This is a genomic window from Kitasatospora sp. NBC_01302, assembly GCF_035976515.1.
In the GTDB taxonomy this organism is placed as follows: domain Bacteria; phylum Actinomycetota; class Actinomycetes; order Streptomycetales; family Streptomycetaceae; genus Kitasatospora.
In genome coordinates this window covers 3,052,575-3,070,798 of the sequence record NZ_CP108404.1, presented here as the reverse complement: position 1 = coordinate 3,070,798, position 18,224 = coordinate 3,052,575, and the positions used below count along the sequence as shown (strand labels likewise).

Below are 18,224 nucleotides of genomic sequence, written 5' to 3'. Positions count from 1 at the left end.
CATGCCTTCCTGGCCTGCTGGGCGCGATCCACTTCGGCGCTTTGTCAATGCCGCGATGCGGCAGATGGCAGAGACGGGGGCGGCGGGCGCGCGGTCCGCCCGCTTGGATGCCGGGAGCGCCGCCGAGGTCGAGCCGCGGCGAGCGTGACTGTCAGGTATCGGCGTCCGGCGGGAGGGCGATGGCCATCACGCCGGTTTCGAGGCCGATGACGAGGGTGTCGCCGACCTGGACCAGGTCCTGCGGAGCCTGCCGGACCGGGATTTCCAGGACCTGGTGCAGGGAGTTCGGCTCCCAGAGCCTGATCGTTCGGTCGTCCTGGCCGACCGTTGCCAGTAGGTGGGCACCGTCGACCTCGACGACGCGTACGGAATTGACCCAGCCACGATGGACCTCCCGGCTGCGGACCACCTCTCCCGTGAGCGGGTCGGAGAGGGAGAGCCAACCGATTCTGAGCTCGTCGTCCGAATCGTCGTGGACATGGGAGACGGTTGCCAGCAGTGTGGTTCCGTCGATATCCAGTGCGTGCATTGTCGAGTACGAGGTGCCGGTCACCTTCATGGTCCGGACGGAATCGCCGGTCGAAGGGTCCCAGAGACATACCCGCGTGTTCCCGTAGGAGCCGACCTCGCAGTTGGCGGCGAGGAGCGCCCGTCCAGCGACCATGATGGTGCGGAGGTGGTGAATTCCGGATGTGGTAATGCCGATTTCCCTGATGAGCGTGCCTTCGAATGGGTCCCAGAGCTGCACCTGGGAGTGCCTGTCGGAGCGCGAAACGCCAAGTGCGAGGAGTAACTGCCCACCGACCTCGATCGTGCACATGGCCGGGACCCAGTGCAGGTCTTCCACGACGATGCTGACCGGACTGTTCTCGCCGGGAACAATGACGTGTACCGCGTCCGTATCGCCGGTGCGGCAAATGGCAGCCACGTAGGAGCGGTCTCCGCACTTCAGTGCGCAGATGTCGCGGATGTAGCCGGGAAAAGCATGCGTGCGAACCCGGTGTCCCGTGGTCGGATCCCAGAGCACGACCGCCGAATCGGCGATGCCGGCGACCAGAGTACGGCCGACGGCGTCCACGGTGCAGAGGTCTCCGACCCGACCGATGGGGTCGGCGCCGTCCGCCGGATCGGACTGTGAGTCCAGGTCCCAGAGACGCACCATGCCGTCCTGTCCACCTGTGACGATCAGCTCGCGACCGTCAGCCTCGACATTGCACAGAGCCCAGACCCAGCCGCCATGGCCCTCCAGGGTGCCGATGGCGCTCCCCGTCGCGATATCCCAGATGATCGCGCTGCCGCATTCGTCCTCGCCGTAGCCTGCGGCCAGCACGCGGTGGCCGCGGAAGGTGAAGCTGCGCAGGGAATGAACCGACCCGACACCGCCGTCGAACCAATCAATGGCCCGGCCTGACGTCGGATCGATCAGCTCCACACCGTCCTCATCCGTGGCGCCCGAACTGAGCGCAAGGAGATCACGGCCCGCGAGTTCAACCCGGCAGATCTGCCGGAACCAGCCGCCTCGCGTCCTGATGGTGCGGCTGGTCTTCCCGAGAACGGGGTCCCAGAGCCGCACGAACCACCTGTCGATGCCGCCACTCAAGAGGGCGAGATGCGTGCGGCCGTCGAATCGAATCGGGCAGAGGGCCTTTACGGCGTGCACCCGTCCGCGGAACGTCTGGAGCAATTCTCCGGTGGCCGGGTCCCAGACCCGCAGGCGCCGGTCGCGGCCTGCGCTGGCAATCAGGCTCCGGCCGTCAATCTGGAAGGAGCAGAGCGCAGAGACCAGCTGATCGTGGCCCTGCAAGGTACGGAGCAGCGCACCGGTATCGAGGTCCCAGAGCCGGATCAGTCCATCTCTACCAGCACTGGCGATGGCGACGGTGCCGTCGACCGGCACTGCGCAGACCGACTGGATCCAGCCTTCGTGGTCGAACACATGCACCGGCTCACCGGTGGCGGCGTCCCAGGTCCGAACGGTGCGGTCGTTGCCGGCGCTGACGATCAGCTGGCGGCCACCGACACCGGCCGCGCAGAGGTCGGCAACATGCCCGTTGTGGCCTTCGAGGATCGCCAGTTGAGCCGGCACCCGGTCCACCGCCGCCCACACCGCACGGTACGGCGCCCGCACCGCGCTCTCCCGGAACGCGCTCCCCAGCTCCTCCTGGGCCTCCGTCACGCTGAACTGCGCGACCCGCTCCGCCGCCGAGGCCCCGATCGCGCGCGGCGTCTTCCGCAGCAGCCTGGCGAGTTCGCGCCCTCGGGGAGTCTGCGCCCGCATCGCCAGCGGGACCAGCCGCCGCAGGTCAGCGTGGAGCAGGTACCGCTCGTCGGTCAGCAGCTCGTCGATGATGCCGCCTCGCACGGCGTGGAAACCGAGCGAACCCAGCAGGTACGACGGCGCGTTCTCCCAGCCGCACCGCCGCCGCTGCGCCATGAACGCACGGGCGAGGGCCGCTTCGTCGTCGGCCCGGGAGGCGGTCTCGGCACGGGCCCGCCCCAGCGACTCGTTCAGCGCGTAGTGGAAGGGTCGGAAGACCTCCTCGTCGTCGCTGGAAACCCCGCTCACCAGAACGAAGTTCGCTGCCGAGGACCGCACGAAGCGAAGCAGCTCCGCAGGATCGGGAGCCTGCGAGTACAGGGCCGCGATGGCCGTCCGCCACAGGCCCAGGGACAGGCCCGACCCCTCCGCGAGCGCCAGCGCGGTGAGCACCTCCGTCGCGGAGAGCGTTCCTACGTCGGGCAGGCGGCCGAGATAGCCGCTCAGCGCGGCGTCCAGCGTGGCAGGGAAGGAAATGAGACCCGGCCGGACCGCCTCCTTGTCGTGCAGCCCGTGCCCGCGCGCGACGAGGCCCGCCACCAGGAAGTTGCCCGCCGCCAGCGCCGCGATCCGCCGTGCGACCGGCGCGGCCACCGCCGCCTCGGCGTAGGGGTTGTCACTGCGCTCGTCGCCCGTCAGCCGCAGCGTGGCCATCGCGTAGGCCTCGAGATCGGCCTGCGCGAAGAACTCCGGGTCGTCAAGGTCCAGGACGTGCGATGCCGGTCCGAAGACGGTGAGCAGATCCCCGGCGTCGTCCCTGCGTCGGGTGCCGACGATCACGCGCACGCCCAGGTCGCCCGCGCAGGTCTCCACCAGGGGCAGCACGATGCCGCGCACGATCGTGCGGGCCTCCGCCGGTGTGACCGCCTCGTCCAGTGCGTCGATCACCAGCGTGAACGGTCGACGCGCCCCGTCGGCCGGCGGCTCCAGGCTCTCCAGGGCCTCCCGCAGGGCCGTCGCGAGATCATCGGGACGGGCCGGCAGCGCGGCGGAGGCGGCCCGGGCTATCTCGTGGGCGACCTCCACGGCCGTCTTGCCCTTAGCGTGCACGGCGCAGGAGACCGAGCCCGGCGGCATGCGGACGGCCGTGTCGGTGGCGGGGAGCTCCGCCGCGGCCTCGGGGTCGGCGGTGGTCACCACGCGTCCGAGGACCGCCGACTTCCCGGATCCCGGGCGCCCGGTGAGCACCTGGGCCTGGCGCGGCGGGTTCGTGTCGGTGAGCCACGCGGCGATGGCCCTGAGCACCGCCGTCCGGCCGCTGAACCGGTGGCCGCGCTCGGCACCGGTGCTCACGCCCCGGGCACGCGGGTGCCAGTGCTGTCGCGCCTCGGGGTCCGTCCCCAGCGCCCAGCCCCAGGCCGTCCGGGCCGTCTCGTCAGCGGTCCTGAGCGACCAGTCGGTCAGCAACTGGAGGCGCTGCTCCGGCAGAGCCGCAGCGACGGCCCGCAGGCTGAGGGCGAGGGCGTCCCCCGTGCTGCCCTGGGCCTGCCCCACCATGCCGACCACCGCCTGGTAGTCGTGCGACCACACCGCCGCACCGCTGTAGCCGGCCTTCACCGGTGAGCCGCTGCCTCCGGTGTCCAGCCGGGCCCAGAGGTAGGCCAGCGCCTCGCCGACCAGGCCGCTCGCCGAATTTCCGATCGAGCCGTTGGGGAAGCCGAACGCCCACCAGGCGGTGCCCACCAGATCTTCCGGCGCCGGTTGCCGCAGCGGGGCGGCGAGGTGGCCCGGCAGGTCCGCGTCGAGATCGAGGAGCAGGGCCGCCGCGTCCTGCAGCTCGTGGTCCTGCTCCGGCGGAGCGAGGACCTCCCGCACCCGGACGCGACGGTGCATCAGCTCCTCCGCCTTCGGGAAGGCGATCCACAACTCCCCGCCCCTGGACCACTCCGGCCACGCCACGTGGGCGCAGGTGAGCACCCTGCGGCCGTCGATCAGGAAGCCCGAACCGATCGGCGCCCGGTCGTGCTCTGTGCGGTGGACGGCCACCACCCAGGTGTCCGAGCCGGGACGCGGCCCGGCCCCGGGCGATCGGGTCATGCGGTGCCGGACTCCCCGCCGCCCGACTCCCCGCCGCCCGACTCGCCGGCCGCCTCGCCGGGCGCGGTCGGGGCCGAGGGCTTCCAGGTCAGAGTGATCTCGAAGTTGGCCTCGGTGGCGGCCTTGGCGACCAGCCAGTTGGCCGTCCCGTTGACCTTGATGCCGAACTTGACCTCCACCGCGGCCGGCTGGAGCTCAGCCACCTTGTCCAGCACGGTGCGGGCGGCGGCCACGGCCGGGCTGACGGCGTCCCGTACGCGGCCGACGATCTCGTCCGTGCCGACCGGGTGCCAGTCGTCCGTGGGCTCGACCTCGAAACGGACCACCGTCTCCTCGTCGAGCGCGTAGGACACGATCTGTGACGCCATGCCATCTCCCCCCTCGGAGCTGAGTAGGCAGAGCCTACTGCGATGCCGGCAGGCCGATTCGTGCCGGGCGCGCGACGCGCAGAGGGCCGCCGCCACCCACCTGGAGGCCCGCCCGGGGGTGACCCCCGCGGCACTGCTCACGCTGCGCGCCTACGACCGCGCGGCCCGGCTGAGCCGCCCGAGCCGGAGCGCGACAGGCCCGGCTGAGCGGAAGCCGACGGCGCTCAGCGCTCCCCGTGCAGATCGGGCACCTGCTGCAGCCAGGCCGGCCGCCCCGCCTGGGCGCGCCGGACGCGGGCGGCCTCGGCGGCGCGCAGCTGCTCCTCGGTGGCGAACTCACGCGGCAGCCAGTGCGCGGAGGCCGCCGCCCGGGCCGCCAGGTGCCGGACGTACGCCTCGCGCAGCTCGGCCGCATCCGCGAAGCCGTCCTCCGCGGGGGCCAGCCACTCCGCGGGGACCAGGGCGACGACCTCGCGCAGCAGTTCCTCGGTCACCTGCGGCGCGAGTTCGGCGTCGGCGGCGGGCAGGTCGGGGGAGTAGCCGCCGAGCGCGTGGCCGCTGAGGTCGTAGGCCCGCTCGACGACGGCGCCGGCGGCGGACCAGCGGTGGTGGAAGACCAGCGCGGCGCCGTTGTCGATCAGCCAGAGCCGCCGGTGCCAGACCATGAGGTTGGGGTTGGCGCGGGTGCGGTCGACGTTGGCGGTCAGCGCGTCCAGCCAGACCACCCGTCCGGCCTCCAGCGGGTCCACCGTGGGCAGCGCGGGCTCGGCGGCCCTGAAGTCGCGGGCTCCCGGCAGGTAGTCCATGCCGAGGTTGAGCCCGGTGGAGGCCCGCAGCAGGTCCTGGATCTCGGTGTCCGGCTCGTGCTCGGCGACCGCCGGGTCGAAGTCGACCAGCACCAGCTCTGGCACCCGCAGGCCCAGCCGCCTGGCCAGTTCGCCGACGATCACCTCGGCCACCAGGGCCTTGTGGCCCTGGGCGGCGCCGGTGAACTTGACCACGTAGGTGCCCAGGTCATCGGTCTCGACGATGCCTGGCACCGAGCCGCCGGCGCGCAGCGGGGCGAGGTAGTGCAGGGCGGTCACCCGGGTCAGCTGTGAAGACACCCGGCCAGCCTAAGCTGTGCCCCGACGCACACCACCACGTATTTCGGCACCGAAGGAGCTCCACCCATGGCCCAGGTCCAGGCCCGCACCGAGCGGACCTACTCCGCCACCCCCGAGCAGGTGTACGAGGCGATCGCCGACTACAGCACCGTCCGGCCGACCCTGCTGCCCGCGCAGTACAGCGAGTACGAGGTGCGGGCCGGCGGCATCGGCGCCGGCACCCAGGTGCACTGGAAGCTGCAGGCCACCGAGAAGCGGGTCCGGGACTGCCTCTTCACCGTCAGCGCCCCCGCGCCCGGCACCCTGGTGGAGAAGGACGCCAACTCCTCGATGGTGATCACCTGGACCGTCTCCGGCGCCGGTGCCGACCGGACCACCGTGGCGATCGAGACCACCTGGCAGGGCGCCGGCGGCATCGGCGGCTTCTTCGAGCGCACCTTCGCGCCCAAGGGCCTGAACCGGATCCACGACGAGGTGCTCGCCAAGCTCGCCGACCACCTGAAGTAGGCCGGTCGCCTGCCACAGGCTTCCTGCCGCAGGAAGTCTGAAGCAGGAAGTCTGAAGCAGGAACCCAGACGCAGGAGATCTGGAGCGGGGAGCCCGGACCGGCCCGAGCGGCCGGAGATCCGAACAACGCGGACACCCGTACGACCTGCCCGCCCGTACGAGTGGACCGCGCCCCCGGGCGGGTGACGGCAGGCGGTCCGCCGCGCCGCGCCACCCTAGGCTCGCGGCCGTGCATCTGACGATCCTTCACGTGTCCCAGCCCGTCGACGGCGGCGTGGCCCAGGTGGTCACCGACCTGGTGCGCGGGCAGCGGGCGGCCGGCCACCGGGTGCTGCTGGCCTGCCCGCCCGGCGGCCGGCTGGCCGCCGGGGCCACGGCGGCGGGCGCCGAGCTGCTGGAGTGGCCGGCCCGCCGGTCGCCGGGTGCGAGCGTGCCGGCCGAGACCGCCCGGCTGCGCCGGCTGGTGCGCAACTCCGCGCCCGATCTGGTCCACCTGCACAGTGCCAAGGCGGGTCTGGCCGGGCGGCTGGCGCTGCGCGGCCGGCTGCCCACCGTGTTCCAGCCGCACGCCTGGTCCTTCGCCGCCGCCACCGGTGCGCTGGCCACCGCCAGCACGCGCTGGGAGCGGTACGCGACCCGCTGGGCCACCAGTGTGCTCTGCGTCAGCGAGCAGGAGCGGCTGGACGGTGAGGCGGCCGGGATCAGCGCCCCGTTCGCCGTGGTGCCCAACGGGGTGGACCTCGGCCACCACACGCCGGCCGAACGCCGGTCCGCACGGCTCTCGTTGGGCCTGGACCTGTCCGATCCGCTGGCGGTCTGCGTGGGGCGGCTGTGCCGGCAGAAGGGCCAGGACCTGCTGCTCGCCTGCTGGCCCGCGGTGCTGCGCCGGGTGCCGGGCGCCCGGCTGGCGCTGGTCGGCGGCGGTCCGGACGCGCAGGCGCTGGCCGCGCAGGCCCGGGCGCTGCCCGAGCCCTACCGGGTGCGGCTGGCGGGCGAGGTGCTCGACCCGCGGCCCTGGCTGGCGGCGGCCGATCTGGTGGTGCTGCCCTCGCGCTGGGAGGGGATGGCGCTGGCACCGCTGGAGGCGATGGCGATGGCCCGCCCGGTGCTGGTGGCGGAGGTGCCCGGTGCGCGTGAGCAACTGCCGCCGGAGCAGCGGGAGACCGGGCTGATCCCGGTGCAGGATCCGGCGGCGCTGACCAATGCGCTGGCCGAGGCGCTGTCCGACCCGCTGGAGTGCGCCCGCCGGGGGGCGGTCGCCCGGGAGTGGGTGGCGGCCCGGCACGACGTGCGCACGGTGGTCGCGCGAGTGTCGGATCTCTATCAGAAGTCGATCAGTGGAGGCCAGTCGACTCCCCGTGTCCCCGCGCGGATCTGATCGTTTCTCAGGCAGTGAAAAGCAGGCCGTTCCGATCGGGTGCGGACGCGTTCTTTCCGTTTGGCGGCGCTTGTCGCCCTTTTCGGACAGGCGTGCCCAACGACCCGTACGGGCGTGCTCGTTGCCCCGGATCGCTCTCGCCGCTCACCCTTTTCGGTCGCGCCCAGCGACCAAATCGGAAATTCCTATTAATGGGCGGGTGGAATGAAATGGCAAGTCAGCTTCCGGAAATGTAGCAGACATTCGGTAATGTCTGATTTTGCCTGCTTCGTTCTCCAAGTGCGAGAACCTTGACCGCCCCGGTGGTCGAGAACCCTCACCGCTCACACGGCAGCAGGTGCTACCCGGACCGCGCCCACGGAACCGGGCTCCGCGGTGCCGGGCACCCGGTGCCGGGATCCGCCACCAAGGGCACACAGCAGGGGAGTTCGTGCGCTGATGACCATTGACCACGAGAGCGTGCCGCGGCCTGGGCGAGTCGCGGCCGACAGCCGGCGGCTGGCGACCGAGTTGCTGGAGCGGCCGAGCCGGCCCGCGCAGTCCCAAACGGCGACCCAGCTGGGCCGCCACCGCCGGGGCCTGCGCTCCGCGGTGGCGCTGCCCGCGGCGCTGTTCGTGGTCGACGTGCTGGCCACCTGCGCGAGCGCGGTCGGCTGCACCGCCGAGTCCGGCTACCCGGTGGGCACCGCGGCCGCCGTACTGCCGGTCCTGCTGCCGCTCAACCTGGCCGGCGGCCTCTACCGCACCCGGATGACCCCGTCCGTGCTGGACGAACTGCCCGCGCTGATCGGCCGCGCGGCCGTCGCGCTCGCCTTCGCCGTCACCCTCTCCGGCTGCCTGCCCGGCGCCTGGCCGGCCTGCGGTCCGCTGGGCTGGGCCCGGCTGCTCGCCCTGCTCACCGCGCTGACCGCGCTCGCCGCGCTCGGCCGCGGGATGGTCTACGCCCTGCTGCGCCGCCTGCACCGGCGGCGTCCGGTGCCCGTGCTGGTGCTCGGCGCGGGAGCGCTCGGCCAGCGGGTGACGGCGGCGCTGCGCGAGCACCCCGAGTACGGGATGCGCCCGATCGGCTACCTGGACCCGGATCCGGTGCTGCTGCCCGGCGACTCCCCGGTGCCGGTGCTCGGGGGCCGCGAGGCGCTGGAGCGCGAGGTGCGCCGGCACGGCGTGGTGCGGCTGATCGCCACGGCCGGCGCCGCGGACGAGGCGGAGACGGCCGTGGCGATGCGCGAGGCGGTCCGGCTCGGCTGCCAGGTCTGGCTGGTCCCGGCCCTGCGCGAGCACGCCGCGCTGGGCGCCGGAGCCCGGCAGCTGCCCGACCACCTGTGGGGCTACCCCTGCCTGCGGCTGCCGCGACCGCCGCGCCGCCGGCCCGGCTGGCTGGTCAAGCGGGCCGTCGACATCGCCGCCGCCGCCCTGGGCCTGATCGCCATCTCCCCGGTGCTGGCCCTCTGCGCGCTGGCCGTCCGCCTCGACACCGGCCCCGGCGTGCTCTTCCGCCAGCAGCGCACCGGGCTGGACGGCCAGGTCTTCACCTTGCTCAAGTTCCGCACCCTGCGCCCCGCCAACGAGCACGAGTCCGCCACCCACTGGAACATCTCCCAGGACCACCGGATGAGCGCGGTCGGCCGGCTGCTGCGCCGCAGCTCGCTGGACGAGCTGCCGCAGCTGTGGAACGTGCTGCGCGGCGACATGACCCTGGTGGGCCCGCGCCCCGAGCGCCCGTACTTCGTCATGCGGTTCAGCCAGGCCTACCCGGAGTACGCCGACCGGCACCGGGTCCCGGTCGGACTGACCGGCCTGGCCCAGGTCAACGGGCTGCGCGGGGACACCTCGATCGAGGACCGGGCCCGCTTCGACAACCGCTACATCGAGAGCTGGAGCCTCTGGCAGGACGTCAAGGTCCTGCTGCGCACCGCCGTGCTGATGCTCCGCCCGGACGGGAGCTGACCCCACCGTGGCCCTGACCCTTGCGCCGCATCCCGCTTTAGCCGCCGACCGCCCGCCAGCCGACCGCCCGCCGGCCGATCGGCGCCCGGCCGATCGGCCGCCGACCGCCCTGCCGCGTGCGGCGGTCGCCGCCGTGCTGCGCCGCCCGAGCCTGCTGGTCGCGCTGACCGTCCTGCTCGTCTGCGTCCCCACCGGCGAGGAGAACGTCACCGCCGCCGTCCACATCACCCCCGCCGACCTCGCCTCGCTCGCGCTGGTGGGCCTGCTCGGCCTGGACCTGCTGCGCGGGCGCCCCCCGGCGCTGAGCCGGTCCGCCTGCCTGGTCCTCAGCGGCGTGGTCGCCGCTGCCGCCGCCGCCACGATCACCTCGGTCGACCCCGCCGCCAGCCTGACCGGCTTCATCCGCCTGGTGCAGATCTTCGTGCTGGTCCCGGCCGCGGTGCTGACCGCGCTGCGCGACCGCACGGACCTGCGGCTGGTGCTGGGCGCCTTCGTGCTCGCCGCGCTGATCGAGGGCGGCCTGGGCGCCGAGCAGTACCTCACCGGCACCGGCGCCTCCTACACCGGTGAGCCGATCCGGGCGGTGGGCACCTTCGGCGCGCTCGACATCATGGCGATGTCCGGCGTGGTCAGCTTCGGCCTGCTGGCCGCCCTGGCCCTCGGACTGATGGAGCGTCAGAGAACGTGGTGGCGGCGCGGGTTGCTGGCCGCGGCGGCCTTCCTGGTGTTCCCGCTCGCGGTCTCCTTCAGCCGGGGCAGCTGGATCGCCACCGCGGTGGCCGCCGCCGTGCTGCTGCTCAAGGCGGACGCCCGGCTCGCGCTGCGCTGGGCGGGCCTGGGGCTGGCGGCGGCGATCGTGCTGGTCGGCGGGCTCGGCGCGGGCGGCGGTGGCGTGGCCGAGCGGCTGAGCAGCATCGGCTCGGTCTCCGGCGGCAACGAGGACCACTCGGTCAGTGACCGGTACGACCTGTGGGCCACCGCCCGGTCGATCTGGGCCGATCACCCCGCCACCGGCGCCGGACCCAAGAGCTTCCCCCAACTGCGCGACTCCCACGCCCCGTTGCGGCTCTCCTCGGGCAGCGACGCGGCCGACGCCACGATCGGCTTCGAGCGCGAGCCGCTGCTCTCGCCGCACAACATGTACTTCCTGGTGCTCTGCGAGCAGGGCCTGGTCGGCATCGTCGCGTACGGCGGGCTCTTCCTGTCCCTGCTGCTCGGCTGCCTGCGCCGCGCCGGGGCCGCGGGCCCCGCGGCGCTCGGGCTGCTCTGCTGGGTGCTGGTCGACTTCCTCTACGCCGACATCGGCGGCACCACCACGGTGCTGACCTCGGTGATCCTGGGGGTGGCCGCCAGCTGGGCGCTGCCCGCCGAGCGGGAGCAGATGGCATGACGATCAGTCAGGAACTGCCCACCGTGGCGCCGGTGGCACCGGACCCGGTCCGCCGCGGCCCGTCCTTCCTCGCCAAGGCCTTCGGGATCACCGCCGTGCTCAGCGCGGCCGGCTCCGGGCTCGGTCTGCTGCGCGACCTGCTGCTGGCCCGGTTCTTCGGCGCGGACGAGGGGACGGACGCGTTCCTGGTCTCCTGGACCGTGCCGGAGACCGCCGCGCCGCTGCTGATCGAGGACGCGATGACGTTCCTCATGGTCCCGGCCTTCAGCCTGGCCCTGGTGCTGCGCGAGGAGCGGCCCGAGGGCGCCGACCCGGTGCGGCAGCTGACCGCCGACACGCTGCCCTGGCTGCTGGGCGGTCTGTGCGCGCTGTCCGGTGCCACCGTCCTCTGGGCGCCCGAGGTGGTGCGGCTGCTGGCCCCCGGCCTGGCCGACCCCGGGCTCGCGGTGACCTGCACCCGGATCACCGCCCTCACGGTGCTGCCGTTCGGCCTGGCCGGCTACCTGGGCGCCGCGCTCCGCGCCCACCACCGGTTCACCGCGCCGGCCGCCATCTACGTGGCGTACAACCTCGGCATCCTCGCGGTGCTGACCCTGCTCCACCTGGCCCTCGGGGTGCGGGCCGCCGCGCTCGGCGTGGCCTTCGGCAGCCTGCTGATGGCCGGGCTGCTGATCGCGCCGTTCCTGCGGGCCCTGCGCGCGGGCCCTGCGCGCGGGCGCGCCGCCCGCGGCGGGCGCGGACTGCTGCTCAGCCCGCTGGCGCTGCTGCCGGTGGCGGCCTTCACGATCACCCGGCAGTCCCAGGTCTTCATCGAGCGCTCGCTCGGCTCCGACCTGCCGGTCGGCACCATCTCGCACCTCAACTACGCGGCCAAGGTCTCCCAGCTGGCGATGACCACCGCCCTGCTGATCTGCACGGTGACCTTCCCGCTGGTCGCGCGGGCGCTGGCCGCCGGCGACCTGGCGGCGGCCCGGGACCGGGTGGAGAAGGACCTCGGGCAGGCCGCGGCCGTGGTGCTGGCCGGCACCGCCTTCCTGATCGCCTGCGCGCACCCCGTGGTCGCCCTGCTCTTCCAGCGCGGCGCGTTCGGCCCGGCCGACACCACCGCCACCGCCCAGGTGATCCAGGTCTACAGCTGCGGGCTGCTGGCCCAGGCGCTGATCGGCGTGATGGTCCGGCCGTTCTTCTCGATGCGCCCGGCCGTGCGCCGGGCGGACGACCCGCGCCCGATCCAGGCGGGCCACCCGCTGCTCGACTGGTACCCGGTGGCCGCGATGGTGATCGGCCTGGCCGTCACCACCTCGGTCGGGGTGCTCAGCACCCACCGGTTCGGCGCACTCGGGCTGGCCGCGGGCAACGCGGCGGGCATCACCACCACCGCCGTGCTGCTGCTGCGCGGGCTCGCACTGCGCGGCATCGCGCTGCGGATGCCCACGGTGCTGGCCGGCCAGGCCCGGCTGCTCGCGGCGGCCGGCGGTGCGGCGGCGGCCGGCACGCTGACGACCCGGCTGGTCCACGCCGAGGCGCCGTCCATCGCGGCCGGCGGGGCCGTGGTGCTCGCCGTCTACCTGGCGCTCGGCGGGCTGCTCGGCGCCCACGAGCTCACCGCACCGCTCACCAGGGCACTCGCGATGGCCCGCGGCCGGCGGGCCCGGACCGGGCCGCAGGCCCACGCAGGGCCGGGGGGACGGCGTTCGGCAGGAGAAGAACTCCTGGAGGAAGGAACGGTCCCCGATGGTTGCTGAACTCGTCCACCGGCCGCAGCTGCCGCGCCAGGGCGGTGCCACCGCCCGATGGCCCAGGGCGCCGTGGATCCTGATGTACCACTCGGTGGCCGTCGAGGAGGAGGATCCCTACCTGCTCACGGTCAGCCCCGACCGGTTCGCCGCCCAGCTGCGCTGGCTGGCCGCCCGCGGCTGGCGCGGTGTCAGCATCCGTGAGCTGCTGCGTGCCCGCGCCGAGGGCCGCCGCGAGCGCCTGGTCGGGCTGACCTTCGACGACGGCTACGCCGACTTCGCCGGGCACGTGGTCCCGGTGCTGCGCGGCTACGGATTCACCGCCACCGTCTTCGTGGTGGCCGACCGGCTCGGCGGCGACAACTTCTGGGACGCCAAGGGCCCGCGCAAGCCGCTGCTCAGCGTCGATCAGGTGCGCGAACTGGCCCGCAGCGGCTGGGAGATCGGTTCGCACGGGATGAGCCACCTGGCCCTGCCCGGCCTCCCGGCCGGCCTGCTGCGCTCGGAGGTGCGGGAGAGCCGGCGGGCGCTGAGCGAGCTGCTCGGCGGCCCGGTCGGCGGCTTCTGCTACCCGTACGGCGCGGTGGACGAGCCCGCCGCCCGCGCGGTCGAGGAGGCCGGCTACGACTACGCGGTGGCGATCGGCCACAGCACGCTGGCCGGCCGCTTCGCGCTGCCCCGCTGCTACGTGGGCGACCGCGACGGCGCGTGGCGGCTGCGGGCCAAACGCGGCCGGTGCGGGCTGCGGGACGTGGTCACCGAGCTGCGGCGGCGAGGGGAGCAGCGATGAGGGTGCTGCACGTGATCACCGGCCTGGCGGCGGGCGGCGCCGAGCAGCAGCTGCTGCTGACGGTCCGGCACCTGCCGCCGTCGGTCGAGTGCGAGGTGGCCACGCTGACCAACCCCGGCAGCGTGGCCGCGGCGCTGCGCGCCGAGGGCGTCACCGTGCACGAGCTCGCGATGCGCGGCAACCGCGACCTCGCGGTGCTGCCCCGCCTGGTCCGGCTGATCCGCCGGGGCCGCTACGACGTGGTGCACACCCACCTGTACCGGGCCGGCCTCTACGGCCGGCTGGCCGCCCGGCTGGCCGGGGTGCGCACGGTGCTGGCCACCGAGCACTCGCTGCACGCCGGGACGATCGAGGGCCGGCCGGTCGGCACCGGGGTCAAGTCCCTCTACCTGGCGGCCGAGCGCCTCGGCGTCACCACCGTGGCGGTCTCCGGGCGGGTGGCGGGCACGCTGACCGCGTGGGGCGTGCCGGCGCAGCGGGTGGCGGTGCTGCCGAACGGCATCGAGGCGGCGAGCTTCGCGGTGCCCTGGGACCGGCGGACGGCGGTGCGGCGCAGGCTCGGCATCGCGGCCGATGCCGTGGTGATCGGCGCGGTGGGGCGGCTGGTGCCCGGCAAGCGGTTCGACGTGCTGGTGCAGGCGCTCACCGTGCTGCCCGAGGCGGTGCTGCTGGTGGTGGGGGAGGGGCCCGAGCGTGCTGCGCTCACCGAACTGGCCCGCGAGCTCGGGATCGGAGCCCGGGTCCTGCTGATCGGCGAACGCGCCGACGTGCCCGACCTGTTGAGCGCGATGGACGTGCTGGCCGCGCCCTCGGTGGAGGAGACCTTCGGCCTGGCGGTGCTCGAAGGGCTGGCCGCCGGCCTGCCCGTGCTGCACAGCGGCTGCCCGGCGCTGGAGGAACTGCCCGCCGCGGACGCACCCGGCGCCCGCAAGCTGCCGTCGACGGTGGCGGCCTACCAGGAGGCGCTGCTGGCGCTCGGCCCGGCGCCGCTGGCCGTCCCGCTGCCCCGGCCACCGGCGGTGGCGCACTACGACATTGTCCGCACAGCGGCCCGACTGGGCGAGTTGTACGAGCGGCTGGGGCAGGCCGAGCGGCCTGTACCGGCCGGGAGGGAGTCTGGAAGATGACCGAGCAAGGGATGGCCGGGCCGACGAAGCGCGACCGGGTCCTGACGGCGGCCAAGCGCTGGTGGCCGCTGGCCGCCGCCGTCCCGCTGGGCGCGGTGGCGGGGGCCGGCTACGCGGTGCTCGCGCCGCCGGTCTACACGGCCAACTCCTACGTGGTGGTGGTCCCGGACAGCAGCGGAGAGGCGGGCCTCGCGGTCAACTTCGCCCAGGCGTACGGCCGGCTCGCGGCCCAGCCGCAGGTGCTGGCGATGGCGGCCCCGGACGCCGGACGCACCGGGGCCGAGCTGGCCAGCCAGGTGACCGGGACCACCTCGCCGGACGCCCCGGTGATCGAGATCGCCGGCAGCGGCCGGCACCCGGACCAGGCGGTGAAGGCCGCCGACGCGGTGGCCAAGGCGCTGGTCTCGTTCGCCAACACGAGCAGCAAGGAGACCGGCGTCAAGCTGGTGCCGCTGGCCGCCGCGGCCGACCCGGACAAGCCGACCACGCCGAGCCGGCAGCTCGACGTCGCGGTGGGCGGCGCGGCCGGGGTGCTGGTCGGGTCGCTGGCGATGATGGCCCGGCGCCGGGCGACGGGCGAGGCCGGGGCGGCCGGACCGGTGGCCGCCGAACCCGTGGCCGGCGAACCCGTCGCCGCCGTGCCCACCCCGAGCCGGGAGCCGAGCGAGAGGCCGGAGAAGGCCGAGAAGACGGCGAAAGCGGGGAGCGCGACATGACGGCCCTGCACCCGGGCCCCGCGGCACCGGCGGAGCCCGGAGGACCTGCCGCGCCCACCGGGTGGACCACCGAGACGCACCGGGACGACCAGGCGCTGACCCGGCTCGCCCCCGAGTGGGACGCGCTGGCCGCCCGCTGCCGCACCGCCACACCGTTCCAGTCGGCCGCCTGGCAGGCCTCCTGGTGGCGCGGCTACGGCCGCCCCGGCGCGCTGCGGGTGGTGCTGGTGCGCCGGGACGGCGTGCTGGTCGGGGCCGCCGCCCTGATGCGGACCAGGACCGGCACGCTGACCGGCCTGGGCGGCGGGCTGATCGACTTCACCGACGTGCTGCTCGACGAATCCTGCGCCGCCGAGGCCGCCGCCGCGCTGGCCCGCGCGCTGCCGCTGCGCCGGCCCTGGCAGGCCCTGGACCTGCGCGAGGTGCGGCCCGGCTCGGCGGCGCACCAGGTGTACGCGCACTGGCACGGGCGGCGCCACCAGCTGCTCGACTCGGTCTGCCAGCAACTGCCGGCCGTCCCGATGGAGCAGTTGCTGTCCCGGCTGCCGGGGCGCACCGCGCAGCGCAGCCGGGCCAAGCAGCGCAAGCTGCTGGAGAGCGGGGTGGTGGCCCGCCGGGTGCCGGCCGAGGAGGTCGGCCCGGCGATGGACGACCTGCTGCGGCTGCACGCGCTGCAGTGGCAGGGCCGGACGGTCACCGCCGAGCACACCAGCGAGCGGTTCGCCACCCACTTGCGCGAGTCCACCGCCGCGCTGGCGCTGGCCGGCCAGGCGGTGGTCTACCGCTACTACCTGGACGAGGAGCTGATGGCGGTGGACCTGCTGCTCTGCTGCCGCTCCTTCGCCGGCCTCTACCTCTACGGCGCGCACCCGCAGCTGCGCGAGCGGATCGACATCGCGGGCCTGCTCTTCGGCACCTCGCTGGAGGAGACGGTGCGCGCGGGCATCCCGGAGATAAGCCTGATGCGCGGCGAGGAGCCGTACAAGGAGCGCTGGCGCCCCGAACGCGAGCACAACCACCGGCTGCTGCTCGGGCCGCGCCACTTCGCCGGCGCGCTGAGCCTGCGGCTGTCGCTGGCCCGGGTCCGCGCGGCGGCCGTGCCCAGGCTGCGCGGACCGGTCCGCCGGCTGCGCGGGCTGCTCAGCCGTCCAACGACCGCCAGCCACTGATCGCCGGCGGGGTCGAGGACGGGGCCGCCGGTCGCGACGGCGTCGTGGAGGGTTTGGCCGAGGGCGTGGCCGCGGTGCCGGCGGACGGCGAGGGTGCCGCGGAGGGCGCCGGGGCGGCCGTGGCGGACGGGCTGGGCGAGGGCGAGGCGGAGGTCGCCGCGTCGGTCGGCGTCGCCGAGCCGCTCGGCCCGGTCGGCAGTGCGGTCGGCAGCCCGGTCGGCAGTGCGGTCGGTGAGGTGCTCGCCGACGGTGCGGCCGAGGTGGCCGGGCTGCCCGCGCCTGCGGGCTGCCCCTGGCCGGAGCAGCCCCGGGAGAAGAGCGGCGGGCGCAGTCCGGGCCGGTTCGGCAGCGCCCCGAGGCCCGGCAGCCGGCACGGCGGCTCGGTCGGCACCGGCGCGCCCTTGGAGCCGCTGAGCAGCTCCCGGTAGACGGCGCTCGAGCGCGGATTGCTGCGGCACTGCCAGAAGCCGTGCGGACAGTAGTCGGTGACGGTCTGGTAGAGGGTGTCGTGGGTGCGCATCCAGTCGACCATCCGCCGCACGAACTCGGGGTTGTCGCCGTTGCGGAACAGCCCCCACTCCGGGTAGGAGACCGGCTTGCCGCGCCGGGCCGCGAACTCGACCTGGTCCTCCAGGCCGTAGGGCTCGTGCACGTAGTCGTCGAAGGTCGCGCCGGCCGGCTGGTCGTAGCTGTCGGTGCCGATCACGTCCACCACGTCGTCGCCGGGGTAGCACTTGGTCCAGGCGATCGCGTCCAGGCCGCGGTTGGGGGTGAAGTCGAAGCGGAACTTCTGCCCGGGCACCGAGCGCATCACACCGATGATCCGCCGCCAGTACGCCTTCCAGGCAGCCGGGTCGGGCCCGCAGCGGCTGGTGTAGGTGATGCCGTTCATCTCCCAGCCGAGCACGATCACGGTGTCGTTGCCGCCGAGCGCGACCAGCCTGCGGGCCAGCCGCAGGAAGTGCTGGTCGAAGGCGCCGTGCGCGCCCTGGTTCAGCAGCTCGGCGACCTGGTCGTCGGGCAGGTCGCCCTCGTTGGGCACCAGCATCGGCACGTTGAGCACCAGCGTCCGGCCCTGGTCGCTCATCCGCCACTGCGACCAGAGCGCCAGCACCTTGGCGTCGCCCTCGACGTCGGCCCAGCTGTTTCCGGCCAGATAGGTGTGGCCGACCTGGAGGTTGGCGCCGTCCAGCCAGCTGGAGAGCCGGGCGATCTGCGGGATGTAGTTGTCCCAGGAACCGACGAAGGCGCCGAACGCGACCTCGTGGCTGGCCCGCCGGGTGCTCGGCCGGGGTGCGGCCGAGCGCGGCCGGGCGCCGGGGCCCGCCGCCTGGTCGCCGCCCGGCCAGCGGTCGGCGGCGGTGAGCGGAGCGCCGCCGGCGCCGAGCCCGGCCGTGGTGAGCAGGAGCAGGGCGGAGGCGGCCAAGGCCAGCCGGCCGATTCGCATGGTCTCTCCTCCACCACGGATTGAGTTCCGCTTCATGGACTGTTCCTTCGCTGCGGGCGGGTGCCGCCTCGTTCCTCGGCGACCCCCACCCTTCGCTGCGTCGCAGCCCAGCCGCGGGAGGGACGCCGACCCGGACGCCAGTCGTAGGCATCCGCCTACCGACAGTAAGCTGAGGCGCATTCAGAAAAG

The 18,224-nt window shown here is 74.2% G+C and carries 13 protein-coding genes; 9 read left to right on the top strand and 4 right to left on the bottom strand.

The window, feature by feature from the left end; genetic code table 11:
• Positions 1–151: 151 nt before the first annotated feature.
• The 3 genes from OG294_RS12610 to OG294_RS12600 all read right to left on the bottom strand — a co-directional run bounded on the left by OG294_RS12610 (position 152) and on the right by OG294_RS12600 (position 5,828).
• Positions 152–4,354, bottom strand: coding sequence for a WD40 repeat domain-containing protein (locus tag OG294_RS12610; RefSeq protein WP_327066574.1), 4,203 nt, complete (start codon positions 4,352–4,354; stop codon positions 152–154).
• Positions 4,351–4,722 (bottom strand): CU044_2847 family protein, encoded by a 372-nt coding sequence (locus OG294_RS12605; protein ID WP_327066573.1) that lies wholly within the window; start codon positions 4,720–4,722, stop codon positions 4,351–4,353. Before OG294_RS12605 ends, OG294_RS12610 begins: the two co-directional genes overlap by 4 nt.
• 224 nt (positions 4,723–4,946) lie before the next feature.
• Entirely contained in the window at positions 4,947–5,828 is an 882-nt protein-coding gene (locus tag OG294_RS12600; protein ID WP_327066572.1) for a HipA family kinase, read from the bottom strand.
• 66 nt (positions 5,829–5,894) lie between these two features.
• Between OG294_RS12600 and OG294_RS12595 the strand changes: the two genes are divergently transcribed.
• The 9 genes from OG294_RS12595 (at position 5,895) to OG294_RS12555 (ending at position 16,588) form a co-directional block, all read left to right on the top strand.
• On the top strand, positions 5,895–6,335 hold the full coding sequence (locus tag OG294_RS12595) for an SRPBCC family protein (RefSeq protein ID WP_327066571.1): 441 nt from the start codon (positions 5,895–5,897) through the stop codon (positions 6,333–6,335).
• Positions 6,336–6,585: 250 nt separating this feature from the next.
• Positions 6,586–7,713 carry a glycosyltransferase family 4 protein gene (locus OG294_RS12590; protein ID WP_327066570.1) on the top strand — a complete coding sequence of 376 codons (1,128 nt, stop codon included), beginning with the start codon at positions 6,586–6,588 and terminating at the stop codon, positions 7,711–7,713.
• A 438-nt stretch (positions 7,714–8,151) separates the two neighbouring features.
• A complete protein-coding gene (locus tag OG294_RS12585; protein WP_327066569.1) occupies positions 8,152–9,660 on the top strand; it encodes an exopolysaccharide biosynthesis polyprenyl glycosylphosphotransferase in 1,509 nt (502 codons plus the stop codon).
• 7 nt (positions 9,661–9,667) lie between these two features.
• Positions 9,668–11,050 carry an O-antigen ligase family protein gene (locus OG294_RS12580; protein ID WP_327066568.1) on the top strand — a complete coding sequence of 461 codons (1,383 nt, stop codon included), beginning with the start codon at positions 9,668–9,670 and terminating at the stop codon, positions 11,048–11,050.
• Complete coding sequence (locus tag OG294_RS12575; RefSeq protein WP_327066567.1) at positions 11,047–12,795, top strand: lipid II flippase MurJ; 1,749 nt, start codon at positions 11,047–11,049, stop codon at positions 12,793–12,795. The genes OG294_RS12580 and OG294_RS12575 overlap by 4 nt, the downstream gene beginning before the upstream one ends.
• Entirely contained in the window at positions 12,785–13,576 is a 792-nt protein-coding gene (locus OG294_RS12570; protein ID WP_327066566.1) for a polysaccharide deacetylase family protein, read from the top strand. Before OG294_RS12575 ends, OG294_RS12570 begins: the two co-directional genes overlap by 11 nt.
• Positions 13,573–14,703, top strand: a complete 1,131-nt coding sequence (locus tag OG294_RS12565) for a glycosyltransferase (RefSeq protein ID WP_327066565.1) — start codon at positions 13,573–13,575, stop codon at positions 14,701–14,703. Before OG294_RS12570 ends, OG294_RS12565 begins: the two co-directional genes overlap by 4 nt.
• A complete protein-coding gene (locus OG294_RS12560; protein ID WP_327066564.1) occupies positions 14,700–15,419 on the top strand; it encodes a Wzz/FepE/Etk N-terminal domain-containing protein in 720 nt (239 codons plus the stop codon). Before OG294_RS12565 ends, OG294_RS12560 begins: the two co-directional genes overlap by 4 nt.
• The gene (locus OG294_RS12555; RefSeq protein WP_327066563.1) at positions 15,416–16,588 is read left to right on the top strand and encodes a GNAT family N-acetyltransferase; all 1,173 of its coding nucleotides are present in this window, start codon (positions 15,416–15,418) and stop codon (positions 16,586–16,588) included. Before OG294_RS12560 ends, OG294_RS12555 begins: the two co-directional genes overlap by 4 nt.
• On the opposite strand, the gene OG294_RS12550 is transcribed toward OG294_RS12555, so the two are convergent.
• Positions 16,560–18,035: a glycoside hydrolase family 26 protein gene (locus OG294_RS12550; protein ID WP_327066562.1), complete on the bottom strand. Its 1,476-nt coding sequence runs from the start codon at positions 18,033–18,035 to the stop codon at positions 16,560–16,562. The two genes, OG294_RS12555 and OG294_RS12550, sit on opposite strands and share 29 nt — an antisense overlap.
• Positions 18,036–18,224 lie beyond the last annotated feature (189 nt).

What these genes read in the sequence shown, in the direction of transcription:
- OG294_RS12610 (WP_327066574.1), bottom strand. Translation starts at nt 4,354, where the DNA reads ATGACCCGATCGCCCGGGGCCGGGCCGCGTCCCGGCTCGGACACCTGG.
- OG294_RS12605 (WP_327066573.1), bottom strand. Translation starts at nt 4,722, where the DNA reads ATGGCGTCACAGATCGTGTCCTACGCGCTCGACGAGGAGACGGTGGTC.
- OG294_RS12595 (WP_327066571.1), top strand. Translation starts at nt 5,895, where the DNA reads ATGGCCCAGGTCCAGGCCCGCACCGAGCGGACCTACTCCGCCACCCCC.
- OG294_RS12585 (WP_327066569.1), top strand. Translation starts at nt 8,152, where the DNA reads ATGACCATTGACCACGAGAGCGTGCCGCGGCCTGGGCGAGTCGCGGCC.
- OG294_RS12575 (WP_327066567.1), top strand. Translation starts at nt 11,047, where the DNA reads ATGACGATCAGTCAGGAACTGCCCACCGTGGCGCCGGTGGCACCGGAC.
- OG294_RS12570 (WP_327066566.1), top strand. Translation starts at nt 12,785, where the DNA reads ATGGTTGCTGAACTCGTCCACCGGCCGCAGCTGCCGCGCCAGGGCGGT.
- OG294_RS12565 (WP_327066565.1), top strand. Translation starts at nt 13,573, where the DNA reads ATGAGGGTGCTGCACGTGATCACCGGCCTGGCGGCGGGCGGCGCCGAG.
- OG294_RS12560 (WP_327066564.1), top strand. Translation starts at nt 14,700, where the DNA reads ATGACCGAGCAAGGGATGGCCGGGCCGACGAAGCGCGACCGGGTCCTG.
- OG294_RS12555 (WP_327066563.1), top strand. Translation starts at nt 15,416, where the DNA reads ATGACGGCCCTGCACCCGGGCCCCGCGGCACCGGCGGAGCCCGGAGGA.
- OG294_RS12550 (WP_327066562.1), bottom strand. Translation starts at nt 18,035, where the DNA reads ATGCGAATCGGCCGGCTGGCCTTGGCCGCCTCCGCCCTGCTCCTGCTC.